Source organism: Polaromonas sp. YR568 (genome assembly GCF_943371715.1).
Lineage (GTDB): Bacteria > Pseudomonadota > Gammaproteobacteria > Burkholderiales > Burkholderiaceae_C > Polaromonas.
Window position 1 is genome coordinate 40,961 of sequence record NZ_CALRVW010000002.1, and the last position, 19,738, is coordinate 60,698.

General features: G+C 63.0%; 17 protein-coding genes and 1 pseudogene. 14 read left to right on the forward strand and 4 right to left on the reverse strand.

Features of this window, described 5'->3' with window-relative positions:
* Positions 1-10 precede the first annotated feature (10 nt).
* Positions 11-994, forward strand: a complete 984-nt coding sequence (locus AAG813_RS01645; protein WP_341911167.1) for an LD-carboxypeptidase — start codon at positions 11-13, stop codon at positions 992-994.
* Between the two features lie 40 nt (positions 995-1,034).
* Here the strand turns inward: AAG813_RS01645 and AAG813_RS01650 are convergent, their stop codons facing one another.
* Positions 1,035-1,355 carry a hypothetical protein gene (locus tag AAG813_RS01650; RefSeq protein WP_240523514.1) on the reverse strand — a complete coding sequence of 107 codons (321 nt, stop codon included), beginning with the start codon at positions 1,353-1,355 and terminating at the stop codon, positions 1,035-1,037.
* Between the two features lie 311 nt (positions 1,356-1,666).
* Here AAG813_RS01650 and AAG813_RS01655 point away from each other — a divergent pair, with 311 nt between their 5' ends.
* Together AAG813_RS01655 and AAG813_RS01660 are read left to right on the forward strand one after the other, a co-directional pair.
* A complete protein-coding gene (locus AAG813_RS01655) occupies positions 1,667-3,097 on the forward strand; it encodes an aldehyde dehydrogenase family protein (RefSeq protein WP_341911169.1) in 1,431 nt (476 codons plus the stop codon).
* 67 nt (positions 3,098-3,164) lie between these two features.
* The gene (locus AAG813_RS01660; protein WP_341911172.1) at positions 3,165-5,714 is read left to right on the forward strand and encodes a penicillin acylase family protein; all 2,550 of its coding nucleotides are present in this window, start codon (positions 3,165-3,167) and stop codon (positions 5,712-5,714) included.
* A gap of 49 nt (positions 5,715-5,763) precedes the next feature.
* On the opposite strand, the gene AAG813_RS01665 is transcribed toward AAG813_RS01660, so the two are convergent.
* Both AAG813_RS01665 and AAG813_RS01670 read right to left on the reverse strand, forming a co-directional pair.
* Positions 5,764-7,941 carry a catalase gene (locus AAG813_RS01665; protein ID WP_341911174.1) on the reverse strand — a complete coding sequence of 726 codons (2,178 nt, stop codon included), beginning with the start codon at positions 7,939-7,941 and terminating at the stop codon, positions 5,764-5,766.
* Between the two features lie 79 nt (positions 7,942-8,020).
* Complete coding sequence (locus tag AAG813_RS01670; protein WP_341911176.1) at positions 8,021-8,278, reverse strand: hypothetical protein; 258 nt, start codon at positions 8,276-8,278, stop codon at positions 8,021-8,023.
* Between the two features lie 389 nt (positions 8,279-8,667).
* Here AAG813_RS01670 and AAG813_RS01675 point away from each other — a divergent pair, with 389 nt between their 5' ends.
* Both AAG813_RS01675 and AAG813_RS01680 read left to right on the forward strand, forming a co-directional pair.
* A complete protein-coding gene (locus AAG813_RS01675; protein WP_341911178.1) occupies positions 8,668-8,973 on the forward strand; it encodes a hypothetical protein in 306 nt (101 codons plus the stop codon).
* A complete protein-coding gene (locus tag AAG813_RS01680) occupies positions 8,970-9,140 on the forward strand; it encodes a hypothetical protein (protein WP_341911180.1) in 171 nt (56 codons plus the stop codon). The genes AAG813_RS01675 and AAG813_RS01680 overlap by 4 nt, the downstream gene beginning before the upstream one ends.
* Here AAG813_RS01680 and AAG813_RS01685 read toward each other — a convergent pair.
* Positions 9,131-10,039, reverse strand: a pseudogene (locus AAG813_RS01685) (crotonase/enoyl-CoA hydratase family protein); the annotation flags it as partial. The gene AAG813_RS01680 and the pseudogene AAG813_RS01685 overlap by 10 nt on opposite strands.
* A gap of 145 nt (positions 10,040-10,184) precedes the next feature.
* Between AAG813_RS01685 and AAG813_RS01690 the strand changes: the two are divergent.
* The 9 genes from AAG813_RS01690 (at position 10,185) to AAG813_RS01730 (ending at position 19,735) form a co-directional block, all read left to right on the forward strand.
* Positions 10,185-11,768 (forward strand): FAD-dependent oxidoreductase, encoded by a 1,584-nt coding sequence (locus AAG813_RS01690; protein ID WP_341911182.1) that lies wholly within the window; start codon positions 10,185-10,187, stop codon positions 11,766-11,768.
* Positions 11,765-11,962 (forward strand): hypothetical protein, encoded by a 198-nt coding sequence (locus AAG813_RS01695; protein ID WP_341911184.1) that lies wholly within the window; start codon positions 11,765-11,767, stop codon positions 11,960-11,962. Before AAG813_RS01690 ends, AAG813_RS01695 begins: the two co-directional genes overlap by 4 nt.
* Entirely contained in the window at positions 11,952-12,401 is a 450-nt protein-coding gene (locus tag AAG813_RS01700; RefSeq protein ID WP_341911186.1) for a MarR family winged helix-turn-helix transcriptional regulator, read from the forward strand. Before AAG813_RS01695 ends, AAG813_RS01700 begins: the two co-directional genes overlap by 11 nt.
* Positions 12,402-12,531: 130 nt before the next feature.
* Positions 12,532-14,964 carry a YgiQ family radical SAM protein gene (locus AAG813_RS01705; protein WP_341911188.1) on the forward strand — a complete coding sequence of 811 codons (2,433 nt, stop codon included), beginning with the start codon at positions 12,532-12,534 and terminating at the stop codon, positions 14,962-14,964.
* A gap of 23 nt (positions 14,965-14,987) precedes the next feature.
* Positions 14,988-15,473 (forward strand): GNAT family N-acetyltransferase, encoded by a 486-nt coding sequence (locus tag AAG813_RS01710; RefSeq protein ID WP_341911190.1) that lies wholly within the window; start codon positions 14,988-14,990, stop codon positions 15,471-15,473.
* A gap of 419 nt (positions 15,474-15,892) precedes the next feature.
* Positions 15,893-16,249 carry a VOC family protein gene (locus tag AAG813_RS01715; RefSeq protein WP_341911192.1) on the forward strand — a complete coding sequence of 119 codons (357 nt, stop codon included), beginning with the start codon at positions 15,893-15,895 and terminating at the stop codon, positions 16,247-16,249.
* Positions 16,250-18,193: 1,944 nt separating this feature from the next.
* Entirely contained in the window at positions 18,194-18,622 is a 429-nt protein-coding gene (locus tag AAG813_RS01720) for a PaaI family thioesterase (protein WP_341911194.1), read from the forward strand.
* A gap of 24 nt (positions 18,623-18,646) precedes the next feature.
* A complete protein-coding gene (locus tag AAG813_RS01725; RefSeq protein ID WP_341911196.1) occupies positions 18,647-18,973 on the forward strand; it encodes a hypothetical protein in 327 nt (108 codons plus the stop codon).
* Positions 18,974-19,102: 129 nt separating this feature from the next.
* Entirely contained in the window at positions 19,103-19,735 is a 633-nt protein-coding gene (locus tag AAG813_RS01730) for a LysE family transporter (RefSeq protein WP_341911198.1), read from the forward strand.
* Positions 19,736-19,738: the final 3 nt, after the last annotated feature.

The following is a 19,738-nucleotide window of genomic DNA, read 5'->3' on the forward strand; positions in this document are numbered from 1 at the left end:
CGGCTTCGCAATGGCTGGTCCGGGCAGTGGGATACTTCGTCTCGTGAAAAAACATATCTACATCTACTCCCCCTCCAGCGCCGTGCGCGACAAGACCGCTTTCAAACGCGGCGTGCGGCGCCTGACCGCGCTGGGTTATGAGGTCGAACTGGACGAGGCTGCGCTGAGCAGCCATCAGCGTTTTGCCGGCGACGACGACACCCGGCTCGCCGCGATCGACCGGGCGGCCGCCAGCGACGCCGACGTGGCGCTGATTTCCCGGGGTGGCTACGGACTGACACGCCTGTTGCCGCATATCAACTACAAGGCGCTGGACAAGGCCGTGTCCCGGGGCACACGTTTTGTCGGCTTGAGCGACTTCACGGCCCTGCAGAACGCGCTGCTGGCGAAAACCGGGGCGGTGACCTGGGCCGGTCCAGCGCTCGGCGAGGACTTCGGGACCGAAGGCCAGCCCGACGACATCATGGAAGCCTGCTTTGACGACCTGATCACGGGTCAGGGCGAGGGCACCGGCTGGCGCCTGCCAAAAATCGCTACGAAATCAGGAGCAGACGGCGCCTGGCAGCCGGGGGCTGAAGGCAAATTTGGCGTCAAAAGTGCGGTTTTGTGGGGCGGCAACCTCGCGGTGCTCAGTTCGCTGGTGGGCACCCCCTACCTGCCCCAGGTGAAGGGCGGCATCCTGTTTCTGGAAGAGGTGCATGAACACCCGTACCGGCTGGAGCGCATGTTGACGCAGCTGTTACACGCCGGCGTGCTGGCGCAGCAGAAGGCGGTGGTGCTGGGGCAGTTCACCAACTACAAGCTGGTGCCGCACGACAAGGGGTTCAAATTGGCCACGGTGGTGGCCTGGTTGCAGCGCCAGATCAAGGCGCCGGTGTTGAGCGGCCTGCCGTTTGGCCATGTGCCGACCAAGGTGGTGTTGCCGGTGGGGGCGAAGGTGGCGCTGGCTGTGGAGGACAGGGATGCTTTCCTGCTCTGGGGTCACAACCATTGAACAGGGGAAACGCACCGGGCCTGGCCCGGTGGGCGGCCGACTAGTTGGTCAGCGAACTGCGCCGGGAGCCGAGGCTGCCGGGCAGCAGGCCTTCAAACATCTTGGTGATGCCGCTGACCTTCTGGCGGGCGATGGTTTCGCCCTGCATGGCCGACAGCACGGCCATGACGTCACCGCGGGCATACCAGAGGCCTTGTGCATCCTGGGCGTAGCGCACCCGCAGCGCTATTTTCGGGTAATGTTTTTCGCCGAACTCGCCGAGTTCGTTGAGCATCAGTTGCCGAATGCCTTCGGTACGTTTTTCCAGGCTGGAAGGCGTCACTTCGCCGCCATTGAGCAGACCCAGCAAACTGCTTTTCAAGTCAGGTTTAATCCAGCGCATAGCGTTTGTGCTTTCGATAGTGAGGCGGTGCATAACCGTGCGGTCTGTTAGATTAAGCCTCCACGGTTACAGATGCAAGTTCTATCACGTGACATGGTTAACGTAAAACAACAAATAAATCAATGCGTTAGTAACCAAATGTGATGTTGATTCTTCTGTTACAAACAAAAGTAGTAATTTTCAATTTTCCTGGTTTGAGCATGCAGGGAAAATCATCATGATTTTCTTTGTAATTTATTCACTTCTCGTTGCCCTGTTTTTTCACAAAATTTCCCATTTTTGAGCCTGATATGACTACCTACCCTTCGCACTACATCAATGGCCAGTGGATCAAGGCGCAATCGGCGGAGACCCTGCCGGTGCATGACTCGAGCACCGAGGAAGTCATGGCGACCGTGCCGGCCGGCACAGCGCAGGAAGCCGAACGCGCCGTGCTGGCCGCCCGCGCGGCTTTTGATGCATGGGCCGCTTTGCCCGTCGAAACGCGCGCTGCCTACCTGGACAAGGTCGCGGCCGGTCTGAAGGCCCGCACCGACGAGATGGCGCTGACCATTGCCCGTGAAGTCGGCATGCCGCTGAAAATGGCACGCGCGGTACAGGTGGGCGGACCCACCTGGCACTGGAGCAACTTTGCCAAGATTGCGCGCAATTTCGAATGGGAAAAGAAAGTCGGCAACTCGCTGGTGGTGCGCGAGCCGATCGGCGTGGTGGGCTGCATCACGCCGTGGAACTTCCCGCTCAGCCAGATCACCCTGAAAGTCGCGCCCGCGCTGGCCGCCGGCTGCACCGTGGTGCTCAAGCCCAGCGAGATTGCGCCCGTCAATGCCATGATCCTGGCCGAAATCATTCATGAAGCCGGCCTGCCGCCTGGCGTGTTCAACCTCGTCAACGGCATGGGTCCGGTGGTTGGCGAAGTGCTGGCGACCCACCCCGAGGTGGACATGGTCAGTTTCACCGGGTCCACGCGAGCCGGCAAACGTGTCAGCGAACTCGCCAGCCAGTCGGTCAAACGGGTGGCGCTGGAACTCGGCGGCAAGTCCGCCAGTGTCATCCTCGACGATGCCGACATGGAAGCCGCGGTCAAGGGCACGATCTCGGCCTGCATGCTCAACAGCGGCCAGACCTGCTCGGCCCACACCCGCATGCTGGTGCCGGCCGGCCGTTATGACGAGGTCAAGGCGCTGGCGAAAACCGCGATCGCCAAGTTCAGCGTCGGCCCCAGCCTCGAGGAAACCAGCAAGCTCGGACCTCTGGTCAGCGCGAACCAGCGCGACCGTGTGCTGGGGTTCATCCGCACCGGCATCGAAGAAGGCGCCGACGTGATTGCCGGCGGTGACCAGCTGCCCGCCTTCGAGAAGGGCTACTTTGTGCAGCCCACCATCCTGGGCATCAAGGCCACCGACACCCTGGCCCAGGAAGAAATTTTCGGGCCCGTGCTGGTGGTGATTCCGTACAAGGACGAAGAGGAGGCCGTGGCGATTGCCAACAGCACCATTTACGGTCTTGGCGGCGGCGTCTGGAGCGGCAGCGACGACCATGCGATGAAAGTCGCGCGCCGCATCCGCACCGGGCAGGTCGACATCAACGGCGGCCCTTTTAATGCCAATGCGCCTTTCGGCGGCTACAAGCAGTCGGGCAACGGCCGTGAGGCGGGTGTGTACGGTTTTGAGGAGTTTCTGGAACTCAAGTCGCTGCAGCTCAAGCCGGTCGCGGCCGCCTGATCGCCCGCACCTGATTGCGGGGGCCTGATTCGGTTAGGCTATCTCCTACAACAAGGAGGAGGCAATCATGGTCTGGATCAAACGGTTTTTCTGGGGGCTGCTGGTACTGGTGGCCCTGCTCGCGGCTGCGCTCGCTGTGTACGCCACGCGGGCCTTGCCGGCGCTGGACGGCGAACTCAAGCTGCCCGCCCTGGCAGCGCCCGTGAGCGTGGCGCGCGATGGCGCCGACGTCACCCACATCAAGGCCCAGTCCCAGCGCGATGCCTGGATGGCGCTCGGTTATGTGCATGCGCAGGAGCGTGGCTGGCAGCTGGAATTCAACCGCCGCGTCATGCACGGCGAGCTTTCCGAGGTGGTGGGCGAGGCCACGCTGGACACCGACAAGCTCATGCGCACCTTGGGCATCATGGAAGCGGCCGCGCGCCAGTGGCAGGTGTTGCCGGCCGACGGCAAGGCGGCGCTGCAGGCCTACAGCGACGGCATCAATGCCTTTTATGCCGGCAGCGCGCAGGCGCTGTCGCCGGAATTCCACATTCTGGGCGTCAAGCCGGGCGGTCGGTCGGGCCAGCCCTGGACTCCGCAGGACAGCGTCGGCTGGTCGCTGATGATGGCGCTGGATCTGGGCGGCAACTGGGGCACCGAATTTGCGCGCCTGTCTGCGGCCCGGGTGCTGACGACCGAACAGCTGTGGCAGCTGTTCACGCCTTACCCTGGCGAGGCGCCCGCTTCCAGAACCGACTTCGCCAAGCTGTATGCCGGGCTCGGCATTTACAAAAGCGTGCCGGATGCTATTAAAACAGGAGCTGCTGGCGCAAGTCTGGAAAGGGCTGAAGCCCGATTTGATGCACAAACTCAGCAGGGGATGCGGGGCCTGATGGCGCAGGACATCAATGGCTGGGCGACCGACATCGGCAACGTCGAAGGCAAAGGCTCCAACAACTGGGTGCTTCCCGGCAGCCGCACACGCAGCGGCAAACCCCTGCTGGCCAACGACCCGCACCTGGGCCTGTCGGCGCCGGCCATCTGGTACTTTGCGCACCTGCAGGCACCCGCCGGCAAGGCCGCGGACGGAAGCACCCTGCCTGGCATGAACGTGATCGGTGCCACCTTGCCCGGCCTGCCTTTTGTGGTGCTGGGCCGCACCGACAATGTGGCCTGGGGCTTTACCAACACCGGCCCCGACGTGCAGGACCTGTACCTCGAGCAGATCAACCCCGCCAACCCGCAGGAGTACCGGGTGCCGGGGCCTGCGGGCAAGCCTTTATGGGCGGGGTTCAAGACGCGCCGTGAAACCATCGCCGTCAAGGGCAAGCCGGACGTCAGCCTGACAGTGCGTGTCAGTCGCCACGGCCCGGTGCTCAGCGATGTGCAGAAAGCGCATGGCGAGGTGCTGGACACCGGCAAGTACGTGCTTGCGCTGCGCTGGAGCGCCCTCGAGACGGACAACCTGACGGTGGTGGCGGGCGTGCGCGGCAACCAGGCGCAGTCGGTGGACGACCTGCTGGCTGCCTACGCGAATTACCACTCGCCCATGCAGAACCTCGTGGTGGCCGATGTGGCCGGCAAGGTGGCCTACAAGGCGGTGGGCAAGGTGCCCTTGCGTCAGCCGGACAACGACATCCGGGGCATTGCACCCTCACCGGGCTGGGAGGCGAAGTACGACTGGGCCGGCTGGCTGCCGTATGCCCAGACGCCGCAGACCGACGCGGTGGCCATCGGCAAGAAAGGCTGGTTTGCCAACGCCAACCAGAGCGTGACCCCGCCCGGTTATGACTTCTTCATGGGCCAGGACTGGGTGGCTCCTTACCGCTTTGACCGCATCGAGAAGTTGCTGGGTGACACCCCCCGGCATGATCTGGCCTCCATGCAGAAGATCCAGGGCGACCCCTTGTCATTGGCCACGCTCACGCTGCTGCCGTTGTTGCAGAAGACCGCATCACAACATGTGCTGGCCCAGCAGGCGCAAGCCGTCCTGGCCGGCTTTGACGGCCGCATGCGCGCCGACAGCGCGGCCCCGCTGATTTTTTCGGTCTGGGCCGATGAACTCACGCGTGGCGTGATAGGCGCCAAGCTGGGCGAGGAACGTTTCAAGGCGATGTATGGCAAACGCCATTTTCGCAGTGCCATCGAGGAGATTGTCCAGCGCAATGACGCCTTCTGGTGTGGTGCCGCAGGTTGTGCTGCCCAGTCCACCGCCGCGCTGGACCGCGCGCTCACGCGCCTGCAGGCCAGCCATGGCCAGGTGCCGGCCCAATGGAAGTGGGGCGATGTCCACTACGCGCTGTCGGTGCACCGGCCCTTCGGCAGCGTGCCGGCGCTGGCCCGGGTGTTCGACGTGCGGGTGCCGACGGACGGGGATTCCTTCACCATCAATGTTGGCCAGTACTGGCCCAACGACGCCAAGACCCCGTTCGCCAACCGACATGCGGCCTCGCTGCGCGCCGTGTACGACCTGGCCGATCTGGAGAGCTCGCAGTTCATCTATCAGACCGGGCAGAGCGGTCTGGTGTTTTCAAGCCGCTACCGCGACATGCGCCAGACGTGGGCGGCGGTGGGTTACCGCCCGCTGCAAATGAAGCCGGCGGCCTTTGCCCACCAACTGACGCTGGCGCCTTGACGCCTTGACGCCTTTAGGTTGGCCGGGGCCGGCGGCTCAGGTTGGTTGCTCAGGCTGGCACGGCGTCCACATTGAGCCGGTCCCAATGGCGGTGGCGCGCCATGGCGGCGATCAGGGCCTGCGCAACCTGGCCGTCGGCTGCCTTGCGCGAGTCGCCCAGCAGAATGCCCGCGGTGGGCTCCATCAGCGCGCCGTCCTTGGTATCGAGCGCAAAACCCAGCGTGCCGAGCAGCTGCGCGCCTTCGTTGAGCGCGCAGACGGTCTTGCAATGTTTGTAGGCTTCCAGCACGAAATGCACCGCGTCGCCCAGCTGTGCCAGCGTGGCGGCACTGGCGGCACCGCCCGGGATCACGACCGCGTCGAACATGATGGACGAGGTGTTGGAAAACGTGTGGTCCGCGGGAAGCTGTTTGCCTGACGAGGTGGTGACGTGGCCGAGCTGGGGCGCGACCACCTTGCACTGGGCGCCGGCGTCGAGGAGCTCCTGTTGCAGGCGCTTGAAGCTCAGCAGGTCCACGCCGTCGGCGACCAGAATCGCGACCTTGCGGGTCCGGATGTTGTCGGTGGCCGGTCGGCCAGCCATGCTGAGCGCCGCATCTTCGTCGATGGTCTGTGCGATCCGGTAGTCGCGAAAGCCCAGTCGCCCGGCGGCAGCCTTGGCGTCGGGCGCGTTGATGCCCAGCGGCGCCGCCACCCGGGCGGCCAGCTTGGCATCCACATGCGCGAGGTTGTCGACCATGCGCTGGCGGATGTCCGGCACTTCGACCTTGGACAGTTCAAACCGGAAGGCGGCCACGATGTGGTCTTTTTCGGCCGGGCTCTGGCTGTTCCAGAACAGCGTGGCATGGGAAAAATGGTCGTCGAACGACGGGCTGCGCCGGCGGATTTTCGGGGACTCCAGCGCCTGCGGGTGGGTGTGAAAGCCCTGGGCGCCGCCATCGACGCGAAATTCCGAGCCTGTCGCCAGGGTGTTGGGCTCGTAAGCGACCCGACCCTTGCTGATGCCCTGACGGTGCATGCCGTCGCGCTGGAAGTTGTGGAAAGGGCAGACCGCCTTGTTGATCGGGATCTCGTGAAAATTCGCGCCGCCCAGGCGTGACAGCTGGGTGTCGGTGTAGGAAAACAGGCGCCCCTGCAAGAGCGGGTCGTCGGTGAAGTCGATGCCCGGCACCAGATGGCCGGGGTGAAATGCCACCTGTTCGGTCTCGGCAAAGAAGTTGTCCGGATTGCGATTGAGCACCATCTTTCCGATGAGCTGCACCGGCACGACCGATTCGGGGATCAGCTTGGTCGGGTCCAGGATGTCAAAGCCAAGTTTGTCTTCCTGGCCTTCCTCGATGATCTGCACGCCGAGTTCCCACTCCGGAAAGTCGCCCCTGTCGATGGCTTCCCAGAGGTCGCGGCGGTGGTAGTCGGCGTCTTTGCCGGCGATTTTCTGCGCTTCGTCCCAGGCCAGGCTGTGCACGCCGAGTTTGGGTTTCCAGTGGAATTTCACAAAATGGGCGTTGCCATGCGCATTGATGAAGCGGAAGGTGTGCACGCCAAAACCCTCCATCATGCGGTAGCTGCGCGGGATGGTGCGGTCCGACATCGCCCACATCAGCATGTGGGTCGATTCGGGCATCAGCGTGACAAAGTCCCAGAAGGTGTCGTGCGCGCTGGCGGCCTGCGGCATCTCGTTGTGGGGCTCGGGCTTGAGGGCATGGACAAGATCGGGAAACTTGATTGCGTCCTGGACGAAGAAGACCGGGATGTTGTTGCCCACCAGGTCGTAGTTGCCTTCGTCGGTGTAGAACTTGACGGCAAAGCCGCGTACGTCGCGCACCGTGTCGGCCGAGCCGCGTGAGCCGGCGACCGTGGAAAAGCGCACGAACACCGGGGTTTCCAGCTCGGGATTCTGCAGGAAGCCGGCGCTGGTGAACTGCGTCATCGGCTTGTAGAGTTTGAAAAATCCGTGCGCTGCGGAACCGCGGGCATGTACCACGCGTTCGGGAATGCGCTCGTGGTCGAAGTGGGTGATTTTTTCGCGGAGGATGAAGTCCTCCATCAGCGTCGGACCGCGAACGCCGGCCTTGAGCGAATTGTGGTTGTCCGGAATGTGCAGACCCTGGTTGGTCGTCAGCGTGCTGGCGGTGTCCGCAGTAAAAGCCTGGAGCTGTTTTTGCTTTTCGGTGGCCCCGTTGGAAAGTTTGGGGGCGCTGGCTGTACTGCGCTTGGGTTGCGTCATCTGGGTTCCTTGGAAAACGGTTCAAAAAAGTGAGGACGGGCCGACCGGGCAGGTGGCCTGTGTGGCTGTTGCAGGCTCGCTAACTGGATTCGCAGTCGAGCAGGCGCTCCAGCCCCTTGGCGACAAGGATCACGGCCAGCGTGGCCACCATCGCGACCATCAACCAGGCAATGAGGGTTTGCAGCGGCTCGGCCGCGCCTTCGGGCAAGATGGCCAGCAGGGCGCCCAAGCCGACCAGGGCAGCCACCAGCCAGGCCGCAGGTCCGAAAGGGGAATGCCGCTGGCGCGTGCCCGCTGTGCCGGGAGCGTCGGAGGGAGAGGATGCTGCGAGTGCCATCGGATGTCCTCATGGGAAGGGGCGGTGGAAAAAATACACTGCGGGAAACACTGCGGGAAACATTGCGGGGAAGAGCAGTTCCCACCTTACAAGCCGGGGCGGCGGGGGGCCGTAGTTGCCGGGCGCCAGTGGCTGTAAGGCCAGTCGCGAGCCCCTGTAAGACCTGTCTTACTTCAAAGCGTCGCCCTGCCTGACCACCGTGTACCTTGCAGAAACGTTGTGTCGGGTCCCGCCGCCTTCGCGGCCGCGCCGGGGCTTCCTCCTACAGGGCGACACTGGGCTTTCCCGCAGGCCGGGCCGGCCAGGCCTTTTAAGGTTGAAAAACTGCGAGAAAAGCAAGAGAACCCATTTATTGACTGAACCGGAACTCACCCGGAGAAAGCGTCCTGATGATCACGAACCGCAACGAAGAACAAAACGCAGTGCCAGCAGCGCCATCGCGGCCGCTGAATGAAGACGTGCTGCAATCGGCCGAACAGGCGGTGTTGAGCAACCCCGCTTCGGACGGGATTCTGGCCCCCGCTGGCCAGGACGCGGCAGCACCGGGTGTGCTGGCGCGTTACCGCGAGTCGCTGGCCGGCCAGGTGGCCCGCAGGCCGGCTCAGTCCGCCCTGCTCGCGCTGGCGGCAGGTGCCCTGGCCGCAGCGGCGCTGCGGTCCGTGGTCAGCCGCCGCAGGCGCCACCAGCAGTCATGACTCTTCATGCCACGCTTCGTTCCTGGAAGGCCCACGTACCACCGGACAGCCCGCCGCCGGTGATGCCGCCAACCCCGGAGCCGCCGCCCGAAGTGATCGACTTGCCGCCCGGTGAGCCCGTCCAGCCGGTGCGCGAGCCGGGCCAGGTGAGTCCGGCTCAGGCCTGAGGCGGCCGGGACGACAATTCGCGGATCGCGTTGCGCGCCTCGTCGCCTTCGGGAATCGGTTCGCCGCTGTCACGCCACTGCACCGCGGCCTTGAAGCCTTCGGCTTGGGCGTAACGGCGAAACCACAGGCCCTCGGGATTGTGGCGCGTGATGCCATCGAACACGGTGGCCATCATCTGCGTCTGCTCCAGCCCCATGGTCAGCATCACCTGGTTGACCACCATCTTGTGCATGGCCAGATGTGAACGCGGTACGCCTGCGATGCGTTGTGCGAGTTTCAAGGTGGCCGCTTCCAGCTGGTCGGGCGGAACGCTTTCGTTGGCCAGGCCCCAGTCGGCGGCCTTCTTCCCGTCGATGGTGTCGCCGGTGAACATCAGCTGCTTGGCGCGTGTGGCACCCAGGCGGTAGGTCCACATCGCTGTGGTGGGGCAGCCCCAGACGCGGGTCGGCATGTAGCCGATGCGTGCATCGTCGGCCATCACCAGCAAATCGCAGCACAGCGCAATGTCGCTGCCGCCGGCCGCGGCGTAGCCGTGGACCTTGGCAATCGTCGGTTTCGGGCTGCGCCACAGGCTCATGAAATCTTCGGTGTTGCGTTTCATGTAGGCGTAGTCGACCATCGGGTCCCAGGGGAACTGCTCCTGCTGGCAGGGGTGGTCGATCTGGCCTTCGCCAAAGTGGTTGAGGTCGTAACCGCCGCAAAACCCCTTGCCCGCGCCTTCGACAATGATCACGTGGACCTCGTCCTCGGCTGCCGCCCAGTCGATGGCGGCGCGGATCTCGCGCGGCATGGCGTCGTTGATGGCATTGAGCCGCTCCGGCCGGTTGAGCAGCAGGCGCGCGATGCGCGGGTGCGCGGTGTCTTTCTCGATGCGCAGGGTGCTGAATTCGGGCATGTCTTGTCTCCGGTGTTGTGATGAAAACCATCATAGCCAAGGGTGCCCTGGGCGCCACGACGAACAGGGTCGGGTTGCAGCGTCAACTGGTTGCGCCTGCAACCAGTTGGCCTTATAGTTGTGTCCGCAACCAAATAAAGACCTGCCCATGACTTCCAAGATTCCCCCTTTCCCGGACCGCGTGCCGGTGCTGATTGCCGGCGGCGGCCCGGTCGGCCTCACCCTGGCCGCGCTGCTCTCGCGCTACGGCATCGACTGCCTGGTGGTGGAGGCCGATGAGGCTTATTGCAGCGGCAGCCGCGCCATCTGCATGTCGCGCCGCTCGCAGGAAATCCTCGGCTGGGTCGGCGCCGACAAGCCGCTGGTGGACAAGGGCCTGTCCTGGGTCGGCGGGCGCAGCTACTGGCGCGACGCCGAGGTGCTGCATTTCCAGATGCCCAGCGAGCCGACCCAGCGTTTTGCGCCCATGGTCAACATCCAGCAGTTTTATGTGGAGGAGTTTGCGCACCGCGCCGGTACAGCGCAGATGGACGTGCGCTGGTCCAGCCGCGTGACGGCACTGCGCCCGCTGGCGGATGGCGCCGAGGTCGAGGTGCAGAGTCCCGCTGGCACCCACACCGTGCGCGCCGACTGGGTGGTGGCTTGCGATGGCGGGCGCAGCACCGTGCGCGAGCAGCTCGGCCTGCAGCTCCAGGGCACGCAGTACGACGGCAAATACGTGATCGTCGACATCGTGCAAAAAACAAAAAGGGCGGTCGAGCGCCTGGCCTGGTTCGACCCGCCGTCGAATCCTGGCTCCACCATCCTGATGCACCGCCAGCCCGACGATGTCTGGCGCATTGACTACCAGATCCGTGACGACGAAGACCCGGTCGAGGCGGTCAAGCCCGAAAACGTGTTGCCGCGCGTGCAAAGCCATTTGCGCATGATCGGCGAGGACGAGCCCTGGGAACCGCTGTGGATCTCGATCTACAACGCCAAGTGCCTGAGTCTGGACAGTTACCGCCACGGCCGGGTGTTTTTTGCCGGCGATGCCGCGCACCTGGTGCCCATCTTCGGCGTGCGCGGGCTCAACTCCGGGCTGGACGATGCCGGCAACCTGGCCTGGAAGCTGGCCGCCGTGATCGAGGGCAGGGCGGCCGACAGCCTGCTCGATTCGTACTCCACCGAGCGGATCCATGCCGCGCGCGAAAACATTGCCTACGGCGCCAAGAGCACCGAATTCATGGCGCCGCCCAACTTTGCCTTCAAGTTGATGCGTGAAGCCACCTTGCGGCTGGCACTCAGCGACGACAAGGTGCGCTCGCTGATCAATCCGCGCCAGTCCTTGCCCATCACCTATGTCGATTCAGCGCTCAATATGCCGCAAGCCGGTGCGTGGGCCAGCGATCTGGCCGCGCCCGGCGCGCCCGCGCCCGAGGCCCTGCTGGCCGGCCCGCACGGCCCGCTGCACCTGACCCAATGTTTTGGCCGGGACCTGCTGTGCCTGGTGTTTGCCGACGGCGCCTTGCCCGATGCGCTGCGCGATTTGCCGGACCATGGCGTGGCGGTGCTGGCGATCGAACCCGATGCCGACACCCTGGGCCAGGCGCGCCAGCGTTACGGCCTGCCCGACGCCGGTGCCGAGGCCCTGGTGCTGGTACGCCCCGACGGTTATGTGATGGGCCGCTGGCGCGGCCTGGACCCGGCGCCGCTGCTGGCCGCCTTGGAACTCAAAGGATTCGCTGTATGACCGATGCCGACCTTGACCGGAGTTATTCCGCCCTGTGCGAAGCCCTGGCGCAGGCGGGCGAGGCCCGGGCACCGCTTCTGCTGGCGATGCTGAGCCTGTCGCTGATGAGCCGCTTCGAACGAGCCGACCAGGTGTTGCCGCTGATCGCCAACGCGCAGAAACAGTGCGCTGCCGGGGCCAGTGATGCCGCGTAAATCGCCCGGTACGCCGCGGCTGGACGAGTTCCTGAGCTACCGGCTGCACCTGGTCAACAAGCTGACCGACAAGTTCAGCAGCGACGCCTATGCCGACGAGTTTGGGCTGCCCGTCGGCGAGGCACGCTGTCTGGCGGCCATCGGCAACTTTGCGCCGCTCTCGGTGATGGAACTGGCCGCCAAGGCCAATCTCAACAAGGGCCAGGCCAGCCGTGCGGCGCAGTCGCTGGTGGACCGCGGCCTGGTGCGCAAGGAGGCCAGCACCACCGACGGCCGCGGCGTGGTGCTGACGCTGACCAAGGCCGGCCAGAGCTTGTGGAGCCGCGTGATGGCGCTGATTGCGCGGCGCAATGAGGAAATTTTTGGCTGCCTGTCGGTCACGCAGCAGCAGCAGCTGGGCCGCATGCTGGACCGACTGATTGCCCATGCGCGGGCCTGAAACAGTCGTTTTGAGGCCGAATCGGGCTGTTTCGGGTTGATTCGAGGCGCGAAGTACCCATGTAAAGAGCACAAGCGGGCTTAAAACCTTAAAATCAAAGGTTGCCCTTTTAGGTCCTCTTCAGGTCCCCATGAACGCCCCCATCGACGTCTCCTTCTTCGCGCGCGCCGCCAAACCGCTGACCAGCTACCGAAAGTACTGGGCCAGCCGCTTCGGCACGTCGAAATTCCTGCCCATGAGCCGGGCCGAGATGGATGTGCTCGGCTGGGACAGCTGCGACATCATCATCGTTACCGGCGACGCCTATGTGGACCACCCGAGCTTCGGCATGGCGGTGATCGGCCGCATGCTCGAAGCCCAGGGCTTTCGCGTCGGCATCATCGCGCAGCCCGACTGGCAAAGCGCCGACCCGTTCAAGGCCCTGGGCAAACCGAACCTGTTTTTCGGCGTGACCGCCGGCAACATGGACTCGATGATCAACCGCTACACCGCGGACCGCAAGATCCGCAGCGACGACGCCTACACACCCGGTGACATCGGCGGCAAGCGGCCCGACCGCGCCGCCATCGTTTATTCGCAGCGCTGCCGCGAAGCGTACAAGGACGTGCCCATCATCCTGGGCGGCATCGAAGGCTCGTTGCGCCGCATCGCCCATTACGACTACTGGTCCGACAAGGTACGCCGCTCCATCGTGGTCGATGCCAAGTGCGACCTGCTGCTGTACGGCAATGCCGAGCGCGCGATTGTCGAGATTGCCCACCGCATCGCTGCCAAGGAGCCGGTCGCGGCCATGACCGACATCCGCGGCACGGCCTTCATCCGCCGCACCGGCGACGAAACCGCTCAAGGCTGGTTCGAGATCGACTCCACCAGCGTGGACGCGCCGGGCCGGGTCGAGGCGCATGTCAATCCCTACCTGATGATTTCGGAGCAGGCCAAAGAGCAGGGCGCCAGCTGCGCGCGTGAGGACGAAGCGGCTGAGGTCGCTGCACAGGCCGAATCGGCAGGAAGCACCGCCGTCCAGGCAATCATTCGTCCTGAGCCTGTCGAAGGGGATCCCAAAGCTTCGACAAGCTCAGCCCGAACGGACCTGGGGTCCACCATCAAGCCACTGACCTTCGTGCCCAACCCCGCCTTGTCCCACATGCAGGGCAAGATCAAGGTCCCGCCACGTGACCGCTCGGTGATCCGCCTGCCGTCTTACGAGCAGGTCAAGAGCGACGCCGTGCTGTACGCCCACGCCAACCGCGTGCTGCACCTCGAAACCAATCCCGGCAATGCCCGCGCGCTGGTGCAGGCGCACGGCGAAGGCGCCACCGCGCGCGATGTGTGGATCACGCCGCCGCCGATTCCCTTGACCACGGCCGAGATGGACTATGTGTTCGACCTGCCGTATGCCCGCGCCCCGCACCCGGCCTACCAGGACGAGAACGGCAGCCATGACGGCGCGACCAAGATCCCGGCCTGGGAGATGATCCGCTTTTCCGTGAACATCATGCGCGGCTGCTTTGGCGGCTGCACCTTCTGCTCCATCACCGAACACGAAGGCCGCATCATCCAGAGCCGGTCTGAAGATTCCGTGATCCGCGAGATCGAGGCGATCCGCGACACCGTCAAAGGGTTCACCGGCGCGATTTCTGACCTGGGCGGTCCCACCGCCAACATGTACCGCATCGGCTGCAAGTCGCCCGAGATCGAGGCCGCCTGTCGCAAGCCCAGCTGCGTCTACCCGGGCATCTGCCAGAACCTCAACACCGACCACAACCCGCTGATCAAGATGTACCGCCGCGCGCGGGCGCTCAAGGGCGTGAAGAAGATCCTGATCAGCTCCGGCCTGCGTTATGACCTGGCCGTGCAGAGCCCGGAGTACGTGAAGGAACTGGTCACGCACCACGTTGGCGGTTATCTGAAAATCGCGCCCGAGCACACCGAGCAGGGCCCGCTGACCAAGATGATGAAACCCGGCATCGGCAGCTACGACAAGTTCAAGCAGATGTTCGAGAAGTACAGCCTCGAAGCTGGCAAGAAGCAGTTCCTGATTCCTTACTTCATCGCCGCCCACCCCGGCACCAGCGACGAAGACATGATGAACCTGGCGATCTGGCTGAAGAAAAACGGCTTTCGCGCCGACCAGGTACAGACCTTTTACCCGTCGCCCATGGCCACCGCCACGACGATGTACCACACCAACAAAAACCCGCTGCGCAAGATCACGCGCGACAGCGAGACGGTGGACATCGTGCGCGGGGACAAGCGGCGACGCCTGCACAAGGCCTTCTTGCGCTACCACGACGCCAACAACTGGCCGCTGCTGCGCGAAGCGCTCAAGGCCATGGGCCGCGCCGACCTGATCGGCAACGGCAAGCATCATTTGATCCCGACCTTCCAGCCCATGACCGACGGCGGTTACGTCAGCGCGCGCAAGAAGAATTCGACCACCGTGGCGCTCAAACCCGTGACGCCCGTCAAGGGCCGCATCCTGACCCAGCACACCGGCCTGCCGCCACGCGACAACGGCTCGGGCAAGTCCGGCGGCAAACCGTTCGCGCGCAAGGCGCGATGAAGCCGGAGACGGTCGTCCGGCCCATGCGGGCAGAAGACATGGCCTTGGTGCTGGAGATTCAATCCCGCTGCTACGACGAGACGAAGCTGGAGTCGGCGCAGTCGTTCCTCGCCAAGCTGAGGGCATCCCCGACCTCGTGTTTTGTTGCTCTGGTACCCGACGGCCTCGCTGGTTATCTCGTTGCGGTACCGGCTGAAGCTGGCAGCCCTCCGCCCTTGAATGCTCCGTCCTTCTCCGCTCCGTCCACGGCAGACGCTCTCTACTTGCACGATCTCGCGATACACCCTGCGGCACGAGGCACGGGTGTGGCGGTCGCACTCATTGAAGCCTATTTTGAAGCCCTCAAGCAACTGAAGGTTCATTTCGCCTGCCTGACAGCGGTCAACGACTCGACCTTCTTCTGGGAGCGTTATGGTTTTCGGGTGGCGGCGCCGACCGGCTCAGCTGCCGGGCACATGGAGACCTACGGTGAAGAAGCCCGATACATGAGCAGGCCCGTGAGTGCTTGAAGGGTATCTGCGCAACTTCGCCTGCCTGATCAAAGTGTCCGGGGCTGTGCCGGCCCAAAGCTTCACCAGTGAAACCAGCGACTGATCCAGCTGGCTTGCAGCCGGTCCGTCATGGCAGTTTGCGGGATGTCGTTAAGAAAAATTTGCCTTCAGCCCTTATTCGACGGGCACCGACAGCTATAAAAAACGTAGCGATTCGATTTTGCTCTTGATGGGGCGGGGCATGCCCTGGCTGCTGGCCGAGCCGCGGGATGCAGGCACCGTGGCCGCCCGTGCCTTGGTGGCTTATGGTGTGGAGCTGGCTGGCAGTGCATCGTGGCGGCGTGTGTCATGAGCGCCCCCGCTGCCGGGTTCCCGGATAAGATCTCAGCTGCCAGGTCAAGCCACATGAACCATGGCGCGAAGCAAGGGGAGATCACATGCTGCCAGTGTGCGTACAAACTGTCTTTGTCCCAGACCTCGATGAGGCTGTCCGTTTTTATTCGGAAGGCTTGGGGTACGAGGTCAAGGCAACTCATGGCCCTTGCATCGTTCAGCTGAGAACCGGCTCGACCACCTTGATCCTCGAGAAGATCGAAGCCGGCTCGCAGCCTGCCTCGCCGGCCACCGTTCTTTCCTTCCAGACGGAGGAGATCCGCGCCGCGATGCGCAGAATCGTTGAAGCTGGCGGTGAATTGCTGCACTCAGAACCCAAGAGGTGCCCGGTAGGTGTCGTTGTCATGTTCAAGGACAGGGCCGGCGTGTTGTACCAGTTGCTCCAGTTCGATGCGGGGTGACGCGTTGGAAGGTATTGCAGTGATCAACACGTGGGCCTCACTGCTTTGCTGGGTTTGTGGGTAAATTTAATCGTGCGGAATAAACAAAAAATGTCTGTAAAACGAATCGCGACAAGCGCTTAGGCTGCTGGTTTTTCCGGATTAATCCGCAGCCGCCAAGTTATACCGCAGGTTTTGCGGTCTAAATTACGTTAAATCTCATGAAAACTTATGGGTATCCCGCAGGCGCGCCTCTAAACGAAGAGGGACTGGTTGAGCTGACAGAAGTCTCTTTCCAAGCGGACGCAGGGACCATACGGCGCATTGCAAAATTCCTGCTGAAGCAAGCGGACGAAATGGACGCGACGAGCAACGGCTTTTGTCACGCTCACGCCCAAGATGAAGACCGTCCGTGGCCGGAGGATTGGCCAGATGTCATCGTTGTGGGAGCGGGTTCAACATGAGATTTAACAGGTCGTTCGAGCCGACTTGCAACGGCTGGTCACTCCAGGCCCCCATTTCATTCTGGGCCTTCCGTGTCCAGCCGTCGCTCGCGGCTCAACTTCAACGTTATAGCCTCATATGAAGAAACTCCTCGCCGCCGTTATTTGCTCTGTGTCACTTTTGGCGTCTGCGCAAGACAGAGGGGTCGGGATCGCGCTAGAGCGATTCGCCACGATCGCAGGTGGTTGGTGGCTGAATCAGCGTTGCAAGACTCTCACGCCGGAAGAGACGTCAGCCTTCGCGCAAGACCTCGCGGTAGTTAACGCCTCACTTGCCGCTACCCTTGACGCACCAACGGTTCTCCGGCTGCAAGGATCGGCGAAAAGGGGCTCTGAAGATCCACGCTACCAGTCTTGCTCGGAAGAGGTGCGCGAGATTGTGAAGTACACCGCGTCAGCTGTGCGTGCGTGGTCGATGGATATTCGGCGGGCAGTGCTTGAAGGCGCAGCAAAGCTGCCTGGCCCGCGGTGATCTATAACTGGTCGTTCGACGCGGACACGCATCGCCATCGCGCCTCCGGGTGCGCGGGTAGGCTTTCACACTACGGCGCGCTGTCGATGCGCGCCGGTCAACTCCAACGTTAGGCCTTGCGGGAAGCTATGCGAGCTCTTGCCATACTGATTGCTGCGGTCGCGGGCCTTGTCGCTGGTGGATATCTGTTTTCTCGAAGCATTCCTCGCTCGTTTTTGGCGTTCTCAAGCTGCGAGCAACGTTGCTACAAGCCAAGCGATCTTGCTGGACTGCTTGCATCGGCCGGGATTCAAAGTGCGTCAGCCTTGGTTCCAAGCGTTGGTGAATCGGATCAATGTGTCGCGATACAACACCCAAAGCCCGAGGGCCGGTTCCACTTCGTTCTATTCCCTAAGCGCGACGTGCGAAACATTCTTGAGCTTCAGCCTGAAGATGGACCGTTCGTTCTCGGTTGTTTTTCCTTGGCACGCGAGCTCGCCAAACAGCGAGATATGGCCAACTATCGTCTCTACACCAACGGGCCTGCCCTCCAACATGTCACCTACCTTCACTTCCATTTGGTCGCGAAGTAGCTGCGCCAGGCCTAACCCTTCCATCGAGCGGAGGTCAACCGGCAAGCCGGTCGCCCCCGCTCATGTCAAACGTTAAACCGCTAGCCACTCGATGAAATTGCATTACCTACTTATGCTTGTTGCGGCGCTCGGCTCCCAGGCCAATGCCACGTGTCCGCTCTTCGACGGGATCAAGTACAACGGGCAAACTCTCACGGTATATCAACACACTCGGGACGAACTGCACCCGCACGTCCCTTTTACGAGGCAGCTGGATTTCGAAACCTCGACCTGGTGTCATTGGGGAAGCGCGTTGAGGTCTAACTCCGACGTTAGGCCTCGGAGTCGTCGCAGTGGTGACACTTTGTCGCAGTGCTGACAGCCATCGCCGGAGCATGCGCCTAGATTGCCACTCACTGTTCACTTCAGGAGTAGCCCCATGGAGCAATCAAGCGACGCACTGGCTCAACTTCGAGCCATCAACGCTGCGGCAGCATTCAACCGCTGGTGCGGTATTGAAGTAGTGGCGGCCGAACCCGGAAGCGCAACCATCGCGATGCCCTGGCGCGCAGAGGCCGGTCAGTACTCAGGCTTCCTCCATGCCGGGCTGGTCGGCGCGCTCATCGATACCGCTTGTGGTTTCGCCGCCGTAACCCTGGTGGGAAGGGTCCTAGCCTCTCACTACTCGGTCAACTGTCTGCGGCCAGCCGTCGGAGAGCGCTTTGTCGCTCGAGCAAAGGTTGTCAAGCCTGGCAAGAACCAGGTTTTCACCTCGTGCGAACTGTTTGCCCATTCCGGAGGCAGCGAGAAGTTGGTCGCCACAGGCGAGACGCTCCTGCTAGTCGTCGCCACAGGGACAGAGGCCTGACTCAAACGCTAAAACCTCACGTCTATGGCCAAACGCACCATCTCCAAACTCAAGAGCCTCATTGCTGAGGATCGGGTGCAAAACGAGAGTTCCTATGTTGGTGCGGCTTGGTTTCTCTGGGGGCTGGGACTTCTCGCTAGCGGCGTCGTCACATTCATGTGGCTTGTATTCGGCCTTGCCGCTTCTGCCGGGGCTGACAGTTCATCGTTTTTGTGGCGTACCGTCGCGGCCGCTGGTGTCTCGTTTGTTGGGTCGGTGGTTGCACTATCCCATAGATACCTGTTGCTCGGAGTTGCGCTAATCTGGGCACTGCTGCCGCTCATTTACTTTCTCCAAACTTCTGGAAGGTAGCTGAAAATTCGCGCCCTCACGCCTTCGAACGACCGGTTTAACTGCTTGCTTGGTATGGACATGCAAGAGCGGTACGCCGCTTCGCGGCTAGTGTTGCATGTCGGGCAACGTCAACGTTAGGGTATACAGATGCTTTCCTCCCTCCTTGCCATCGCGCTACTCCACTGGGCCGTTCTTCTGGTGCCCGGGTTCAACGTCGTTTTGCTCGCTCAGCTCGCTGGCGGTCAAGGTCGCGCGACGGCGCTTGCAGCCGTTGCGGGAATGACCACCGCCACACTCGCATGGGCTTCGCTGGCGGTTTTGGGCATTGGTGTCGTGTTCTCCACCCAGCCCATGTTGCGCCAGGCGGCGCAGATCGCGGGTGGCTTGTACCTGCTGTACCTGGCCTTCAATCTCTGGCGTTCGGGCACTTCGGCGGCTTCGGTGCCGCAGGGCACCATGAGCAACAGCGCGGCGTTTCGCGTGGGCTTCATGACCAGTGCACTCAATCCGAAAATCGCGCTGTTTTATGGAAGCGTGTTCGCCACGGCGTTGCCGCCGTCGCCGTCCTGGGTGCATGTCGCCAGCGCGGTCGCCCTTGTCTATTTCAACTCCGTCGTCTGGCACACCAGCCTCGCCGTGGCCTTTTCGCAAAAGGCCGTCCAGCGCGCTTACTTGCGCAACTTCGCCCGCCTGACCAAGGTTTCGGGGGCTGTGGTGGGCGCCTTCGGGCTGCGGCTGATCGTGGGAACCTTGCAGGAACTGCGCGCCCGCGTGCCTTGAAGT